Origin of the sequence: Streptomyces sp. OfavH-34-F (genome assembly GCF_022347745.1) — a bacterium.
In the GTDB taxonomy this organism is placed as follows: Bacteria; Actinomycetota; Actinomycetes; order Streptomycetales; family Streptomycetaceae; genus Streptomyces.
On record NZ_JAKRGC010000314.1, the window covers coordinates 1 to 7,585 of the forward strand.

General features: G+C 73.8%; 8 protein-coding genes and 1 pseudogene. 7 read left to right on the forward strand and 2 right to left on the reverse strand.

The window, feature by feature from the left end; all coding sequences use genetic code 11:
- Positions 1 to 189, forward strand: a pseudogene (locus MHW47_RS29405) (hypothetical protein); the annotation flags it as partial.
- 325 nt (positions 190 to 514) lie between these two features.
- On the forward strand, positions 515 to 892 hold the full coding sequence (locus MHW47_RS29410; protein ID WP_239226806.1) for an ATP-binding protein: 378 nt from the start codon (positions 515 to 517) through the stop codon (positions 890 to 892).
- Between the two features lie 71 nt (positions 893 to 963).
- Here MHW47_RS29410 and MHW47_RS29415 read toward each other — a convergent pair whose 3' ends face one another.
- Positions 964 to 2,058 carry a bifunctional succinyldiaminopimelate transaminase/glutamate-prephenate aminotransferase gene (locus MHW47_RS29415; RefSeq protein WP_239226808.1) on the reverse strand — a complete coding sequence of 365 codons (1,095 nt, stop codon included), beginning with the start codon at positions 2,056 to 2,058 and terminating at the stop codon, positions 964 to 966.
- A gap of 120 nt (positions 2,059 to 2,178) precedes the next feature.
- Positions 2,179 to 2,499 (reverse strand): ferredoxin, encoded by a 321-nt coding sequence (fdxA, locus tag MHW47_RS29420; RefSeq protein WP_028438930.1) that lies wholly within the window; start codon positions 2,497 to 2,499, stop codon positions 2,179 to 2,181.
- A gap of 117 nt (positions 2,500 to 2,616) precedes the next feature.
- Here fdxA and MHW47_RS29425 point away from each other — a divergent pair, with 117 nt between their 5' ends.
- The 5 genes from MHW47_RS29425 to thrS all read left to right on the forward strand — a co-directional run.
- On the forward strand, positions 2,617 to 3,618 hold the full coding sequence (locus MHW47_RS29425) for a GNAT family N-acetyltransferase (RefSeq protein WP_239226809.1): 1,002 nt from the start codon (positions 2,617 to 2,619) through the stop codon (positions 3,616 to 3,618).
- Positions 3,619 to 3,620: 2 nt separating this feature from the next.
- Entirely contained in the window at positions 3,621 to 4,460 is an 840-nt protein-coding gene (locus tag MHW47_RS29430; RefSeq protein WP_239226811.1) for a transglutaminase-like domain-containing protein, read from the forward strand.
- A 251-nt stretch (positions 4,461 to 4,711) separates the two neighbouring features.
- Positions 4,712 to 5,425: a hypothetical protein gene (locus MHW47_RS29435; RefSeq protein WP_239226812.1), complete on the forward strand. Its 714-nt coding sequence runs from the start codon at positions 4,712 to 4,714 to the stop codon at positions 5,423 to 5,425.
- Between the two features lie 109 nt (positions 5,426 to 5,534).
- Positions 5,535 to 6,248, forward strand: a complete 714-nt coding sequence (locus MHW47_RS29440) for a class F sortase (RefSeq protein ID WP_239226813.1) — start codon at positions 5,535 to 5,537, stop codon at positions 6,246 to 6,248.
- 211 nt (positions 6,249 to 6,459) lie between these two features.
- On the forward strand, positions 6,460 to 7,585 hold a 1,126-nt coding region (thrS, locus tag MHW47_RS29445; RefSeq protein ID WP_239226814.1), incomplete at its 3' end, for a threonine--tRNA ligase.

The window sequence follows — 7,585 nt, forward strand, 5'->3', positions numbered from 1 at the left end:
GACGGGGTGCCGCAGCGGGGCTGGGAGCTGGCGCACTGGGCGGTGGCCCAGTCCGAGGCGCTGGGCATCGACGAAGTCGCCTACGGGGGCCGGGTGTGGGCGGCCGGGGAGGGCTGGCGCACGGACCGCGAGACGGCGCGGCTGCGGGCCTCCGACACGGGCGAGGTACGGCTGCGCCTGGTGCGCTGACCCCGGGCGAACGGCACCGAGGGGTGCCCGCGCACGCGTACGAGCCTTCGCCCCTGCGGGCGTACCGTCGCATGCTCCGGGCGGCCCGTGGGCGGCGGCCGGAACCCCGGCGCGCCGTTCTCCGCGAGCCGTGTCCCGTAAGGGGAGTGACGGTTCGGCGGGCGGGCGCGGCGCGCACTGTTTGCCCTGGTTCCTCCGTTGCGGATTATCCGACGCATTGCCAGTTCTTTACGTCGGCGTACCGCAACCTCACCCGCCCCCACGGCGGTTGTCAGTGCGTCCGAGCCACGGACAGCCCGTTTTCCTCTCCCGTCGAAGGAGCATCATGTCCCTCCCCCTGACCCGCCGGATCGCCCGTACCGCGCTGCTGATCGCGGCGGGTGCGGCCCCCGTGGTCGGTGCGGCCGGTGCCGCGGGTGCCGCGGGGCTTCCGCAGACCGCGGACCTCGGTGGCCTCACCAGCGTCGAGGGCTCCGGTCTCGGCAAGACGGTCGAAGGGGCCGCCAAGCCGGTCTCCGACACCGCGGGCAAGACCGGCGGCAAGGTCGTCGGCACCACGCTGCCGGTGGCCGGCAAGGCGGTGACCGACCTCGGCTCCAAGGCCGGCCCGGCGGCCCAGAAGGTCACGCACGGCAAGGGTGCGAAGGGCAAGGGCGGCGGCCTGTCCGCCGACTCCCTGGCCAAGGGCCTGCCGCTCGGCTGAGTCCGTCCCGGCCCACGACGCGGGGGCCGCGGGGAGTGCGTACTCCTCGCGGCCCCCGCGTGCGCGTGTGCTCAGCCCAGGCGCTTGACCGCGGCCTCGACGCGCTCGTCGGTGGCCGTGAACGCGACCCGCACGAAGCGGTCGCCGGCCGGTCCGTAGAAGTCGCCGGGCGCCACCAGGATGCCCAGTTCGGCGAGGTACGCCACGGTCTGCCAGCACGGTTCGTCGCGGGTCGCCCAGAGGTAGAGGCTCGCCTCGCTGTGCTCGATGCGGAAGCCGTGCGCCTCCAGGGCGGCGCGCAGGGCGGCGCGCCGGGCGGCGTACCGGGTGCGCTGTTCGGCCACGTGCGCGTCGTCGCCGAGGGCGGCGACGGTCGCCGCCTGGACGGGGGCGGGCGTCATCATTCCGCCGTGCTTGCGGATCTGGAGCAGCTCGCCGAGCACGGCCGCGTCGCCCGCGATGAACGCGGCGCGGTACCCGGCCAGGTTGGACCGCTTGGACAGCGAGTGGACGGCGACGATCCCCTCGTACGTACCGCCGCACACGTCCGGGTGGAGCACGGAGACCGGTTCGGCCTCCCAGCCCAGCTCCAGGTAGCACTCGTCGCTGAAGACCAGCACACCGTGCTCGCGGGCCCAGGCGACGATCCGGACCAGTTCGTCCTGGGCGAGGACCCGGCCGGTGGGGTTGGACGGCGAGTTGAGCCAGAGCAGCTTGAGGCCGGCCGGGTCGAGCGCGGTCGGGTCGTCGTACACCACCGGTTCGGCGCCGCAGAGCCGCGCGCCGACCTCGTACGTGGGGTAGGCGAGGCGCGGGTAGGCGACCTTGTCGCCGGGGCCGAGGCCCAGCTGGGTCGGCAGCCAGGCCACCAGTTCCTTGGAGCCGACGACCGGCAGCACGTTCTCGTGGGCCACCCCGACCGCGCCCAGCCGCCGCTCCACCCAGCCGGTGAGCGCGTCCCGCAGTTCGGCGGTCCCCCACACCGTCGGATAGCCGGGGCTGTCCGCGGCCGCGACGAGCGCCTGCCGGATCAGCTCGGGCACCGGGTCCACGGGCGTGCCCACGGACAGGTCCACGATGCCGTCCGGGTGGGCCTGGGCCGTCGACTTGTAGGGCGCCAGCTTGTCCCAGGGGAAGACCGGGAGGCGGGAGGAGACTGCGGACACGGCTCTCTGCTTTCTCGTACGGGGGTCACGCGGGCGGTCCGGGAGGGCGGGCGGGAAACACCGCGGTCCCGCACGGCGACGAGCCGTACGGGACCGCGGCGGCGCACGTGCCGGGCGCTGTTACTGGTTCTGCGGCGGCAGCGCGGCGACGAACGGGTGGTCCCGCTCGATCAGGCCCAGCTTGGAGGCACCACCCGGCGACCCGAGGTCGTCGAAGAACTCGACGTTCGCCTTGTAGTAGTCCTTCCACTCGTCCGGGGTGTCGTCCTCGTAGAAGATCGCTTCCACGGGGCAGACCGGCTCGCAGGCTCCGCAGTCGACACACTCGTCCGGGTGGATGTACAAGGACCGCTGGCCCTCGTAGATGCAGTCGACGGGGCACTCTTCGATGCAGGCCTTGTCCTTGACGTCGACACAAGGCTGCGCGATGACGTAGGTCACGCTGTCGTTCCTCCTCGGTAGGGCGTTGGCTCTCGCGCGGGAGCGCGGCGTCGTCGATGCCCGCCCCTAGTATCTCCGTTCGCGGGCACGAACCGAACAGGAGGGGCGGACAGAGCTGTGGAATTCACCATCGGCGGACGGCTGGAGGTCCGAATTGCACCAGCTGACGTGGGCAAACGGGTATCAGTCCGGCGTTTGACCGAAGACGGCCCCCAGGGCCCGAAATTCACCGACACGGTCGGCGTTCTCACATCGTGGGACGACGGTGTGCTGTCCGTCACACCCCGCAGCGGCGAGTCGGTGCGCATCCCCGCGTCCTCCCTGGTCGCGGGGAAGGTCGTGCCGTCCGCCCCGGCCCGGCGGCGCGGCCCCGCCGCCACCTTCGCCGAACTCGCCCGGGTCTCCGCCCGCGCCTGGCCGCCCGTGGAGAGCGAACCGCTGGGCGACTGGCTGCTGCGCGCCTCCGCCGGATTCACCCGCCGCGCCAACTCGGTGCTGCCCCTCGGCGACCCCGGCGTTCCGCTCGACGCGGCGCTCGGGCGTGTCCGCCAGTGGTACGCGGACCGGGAACTGCCCGCGTACATCCAGACGGCGACCGGGGCCGAGGGGGCGCAGGAGGAGTTGTGCGCGGCCCTTGAGGAGCGGGGCTGGCGGCGCGAGGTGACGGCGGAGCTGCGCGTCGCGGCGCTCGCCCCGGTCGGGGACCTGCCGGCCGAGGTGTCCCGCGTCCGGTTGTCCCGCACGGCCGGGCCGGAGTGGCTCGCCCGCTACCAGCGCGTCGGGGCACCGGGCCCGGAGGTGGCGGCCGTGCTGCACGGCGGGCCCTCGGTGTGGTTCGCCACCGTGCCCGGCGAGCCGGGCGAGGAGGCGCCCGCCGCGATCGGGCGGTGCGTGGTGGACGGGCGGTGGGCCGGGTTCATGGCGGTCGAGGTGGCCCCCGAGCACCGGCGCCGGGGGCTGGCGACCGCCGTGATGACCGCGCTGGCCCGGCAGGCGACGGACGAGGGCGCGTCCGCGGCCTGGCTCCAGGTGGAGGCGGACAACGAGGGCGCCCGCGCCCTGTACGAGGGGATGGGCTTCGCGGTCCACCACCTGTACCACCACTTCCGGCCGGTGTGACCGTGGGCGTCGAGGAGAACGACCGCGAGGAACTGCGCCGCCGGTTCGCGGAGGAGGCCCGCGCCGAACGGCCCGATCTGGCGCTCCTGTGCCTGCTGGTGGCGGCGGTGGCCGATCCGGAGCTGGACGCGCGCGGGATCGACGAGGCGCAGATCGAGCTGGACCGGCTCGCCGGGCAGCTCCCCTACGGGGTGCGCGGCGCCCGCGCCTGGGCGTCGGCGCTGGCCGAACTGCTCGGTGAGCGGTACGGCTTCGAGGGTTCCGCGGCCGACTACCGGCGTCTGGAGTCGTCCCTGCTGCACGAGGTGCTGCGGCGGCGGCGCGGGCTGCCGATCCTGCTGTCGGTGGTGTGGATCGAGGTCGCCCGGCGGGCGGGTGCCCCGGTGTACGGGGTGGCGCTGCCGGGTCACTTCGTCGTCGGGTTCGGCGATCCGGCCGAGCGGGTGCTGGCCGATCCCTTCGCCGGGGGGCGGCCGCTGTCGGACCAGGACGCGGAGCTGATGGTGACGAGCGCGACCGGGGAGCGGTGGGAGCCGTCGTCGCTGGAGCCGGCGCGCCCGCTGGAGGTGGTGCTGCGGGTCCTGAACAACATCCGGGCCTGGGCGGCGGCCCGCCCGGAGCACACGGCGGTGGCGCTGTGGGCGGTGGAGCTGTCCCTGCTCCTGCCGTCGCACCCGGCGGCGCTGCGCTACGAGCACGCCCAGCTGCTGGTGCGCTCCGGGCAGTTCCTGCGGGGCGCGGCCGCGATGGAGGAGTACGCGCGGGTCGTCGAGGGCGTGGACCCGGACGCGGCGGAGGCGGTGCGGCGCGGTGCGCGGGCGGCGCGGGCGCTGCTGAACTGACGGGGTGCGGGCACGGGCCGGGCGCCCGGTCGTGCGGGGCGGTGGCCAAACCTCGCGGGGGTGCGCCATGCCGTCCAATGGGTGATGTTCCGTTCGCAGCCACTCGTTGGGCCCATGGCACGGCCCCCATGCGGCGCTCTCCCGATGGCGCGGTCCCCGGTTCGGCTCGACGGTGGTTCACGTAGCCGCTGCGTCACCAGGAGTCGACACACCGTCACTCCTCGCAGGGGCGACGAAAGGACATGTGACAGATGCGCTCTGCCCGCACGCTGTTCGCTTCGGCCGCCGTCACGGCGGTACTCACCATCACGACCCCGACGGCCTACGCGATGACGGTGGCCGCCGACCAGAACCACGGCGGTTCGTCCGCCGCCGAGCACGGGGACTCCGACGGCGGCTGGAAGAAGGACAAGCCGCACGGTGGCGTCCACGCCGGTGGCGGCGCCCTGTCGAAGACGATCGCCAAGGAGTGGCAGCCCGGCGACGAGGGCGGCAAGTACAAGGACGCCGACAAGCCCCACGGCGGCGTCCACACCGGAGGCGGCGCCCTCGCCAAGACCGTCGCCAAGGAGTGGCAGCCCGGCGACGAGGGCGGCAAGTACAAGGACGCCGACAAGCCCCACGGCGGCGTCCACACCGGAGGCGGCGCCCTCGCCAAGACCGTCAGCAAGGAATGGCAGCCCGGCGACGAAGGCGGCAAGTACAAGAACGAGGACAAGCCCGCCGGTGGTGTCCACGCCGGTGGCGGCGCGCTCGCGCAGACCGTGAGCGAGTGGAAGCCGGGCGACGAGGGCGGGAAGTACAAGGACGAGCAGAAGCCGCAGGGCGGCATGCACACGGGTGGCGGTGCGATGGCGATGACCGGCAGCGGTCTGGCCGCCGGTTCGCTGCTGCTCCTCGGTGGCGCGGGTGTCGCCGCGTACCGGCTCCGCCGCCGCCAGGCGTCCGGCGGTGCGATGGCCTGACCGGCCCGCGGGTCCTTGCCGTCGCGGTCGCCGTCCCTGCGGACGGCGGCCGCGGCGCCCGCGTTTTCCCCCTCGTACCGCACCCGCCCGGACGAAAGGCACGTTCCCCATGGCCGCCCCGCAGACCTCCGAATCCCCCGCCCCCGGAACCGCGGCCCCCACCGGTTCTTTGAGCCGGGCCCTGTTCTGGCCCCTCGCGGTGGCCGGGCTCGGCATGGTCCTGATCTACCACTCCATCGGTTCGCCGGTGGACGACAAGCCGCCCGCTCCCTCGGTCGCGGTCTCCGCCGCCGCCTCCCCGTCCGCCTCCGCCTCCGCCGGTGCGGCGGCCGGCGAGCCGGACGAGTCGCCGTCGCTGCCCCGTTCGGAGCCGACGCGGCTGCGCATCGCGTCGATCGCGGTGGACGCGCCGTTCACGCCGCTGTCGATTGGGCCCTCGGGACGGCTCGACGCGCCGCCGCCGAACGACAAGAACCTGGTCGGCTGGTTCAAGGACGGGCCGGCACCCGGCGAGCTGGGGACGTCGATCGTGGCGGGCCATGTGGACACCACGACCGGGCCGGCCGTCTTCCTCCAGCTGCGGTTCCTGAAACCCGGCGCGACCGTGGACATCACCCGCGCCGACGGGACGGTGGCCTCGTTCTCCGTGGACAGTGTGGAGACGTTCAGCAAGGCGGACTTCCCGGACGACAAGGTGTACGCCGACACCCCGGACGCGCAGCTGCGCCTGATCACCTGCGGCGGCAACTACGACCGGAAGGCGAAGGACTACGAGGACAACGTGGTGGTCTTCGCGCACCTGGACTCGGTCGGGACGAAGTGAGCGGGGCCCTTCCCGCCACGTCCGGGCGGAAAACCGGATGCGGGCTGCGGAGAGCCGTCGCTAGCATCGGCGCTATGCAGCCTGCCGCCATGACGACGACGCCGGAGAGTGTCCCGGCGCGCTGACTGATGACCAGTGACGAAGCCCCGGGGCGAGTGCCCCGGGGCTTCGCCGTGCCGGGTGACTCGCCTCCGTACACGAGGAGACCACCATGCACGACCACCGCAAGCTCGGGCGCGAGCTGGAGCTGTTCGACACCGACCCGCTGATCGGCGCGGGTCTCCCCTACTGGCTGCCGGACGGGGCGGTGCTGCGGCACGTCCTGGAGGAGTACGTCCGGGACGCCGAACGGCGGGCGGGCTACCGCCATGTGTACTCGCCCGTGCTGGGGAAGCGGGAGCTGTACGAGCTGTCGGGGCACTGGGCGCACTACAGCGAGGACATGTTCCCGCCGGTGGACGTCGGCGACGGGCAGCTGGTGCTGCGGCCCAGCCTGTGCCCGCACCACGCGGTGATCTTCCGCTCGCGGGCGCACAGCTACCGCGAACTGCCGCTGCGGATGGCGGAGCTGGGCGGCATGTACCGCGCGGAGCTGTCCGGGGTGCTCGGCGGGCTCACCCGCGTACGGGCCATCCAGCTGAACGACGCGCACATCTTCTGCACCCTCGACCAGGTCGCCGGGGAGGCGCGGGGTGCGCTGGAGATGATCCGGGAGGCGTACGAGGCGCTGGGCATCCGCCCGGCCCGGTTCCGGCTGTCCCTGCCGGGGCCGGGCGGGAAGTACGTGGCCGCCCCGGAACTGTGGCGGCGTTCGACCGCGCTGCTGACCGAGGTGCTGGAGGCGTCGGGGCTGCCGTACGAGGCGGCGGAGGGCGAGGCCGCGTTCTACGGGCCGAAGATCGACGTCCAGGTCGCGGACCCGGCGGGCCGTGAGTCGACCCTGTCGACCGTCCAGGTGGACTTCCACCAGCCGGAGCGCTTCGACCTCCAGTACATCGGGGCCGACGGGGCGAAGCACCGTCCGGTCATGGTGCACCGCAGCATCATCGGCAGCGTCGAGCGGGCCGTCGCCCACCTCATCGAGCAGCACGGCGGCGCGTTCCCGGCCTGGCTCTCCCCGAAACAGCTGGCGATCCTGCCCGTGTCCGACGCCGAACTCCCCGACGCCGAGGCGCTGGCCGCGCGGTGCGCCGAGCTGGGCCTGCGCGCGGAGGTCGCCGGCCGGGAGCGGGGCAGCCTGGGCGCCCGGGTCCGGGAGGCCAGGCTGGTCCCGTACCAGGCGGTGATCGGTCCGGCTGAGGCGGCGGCCGGGCAGGTCGCGCTCCGCCTGCGCGACG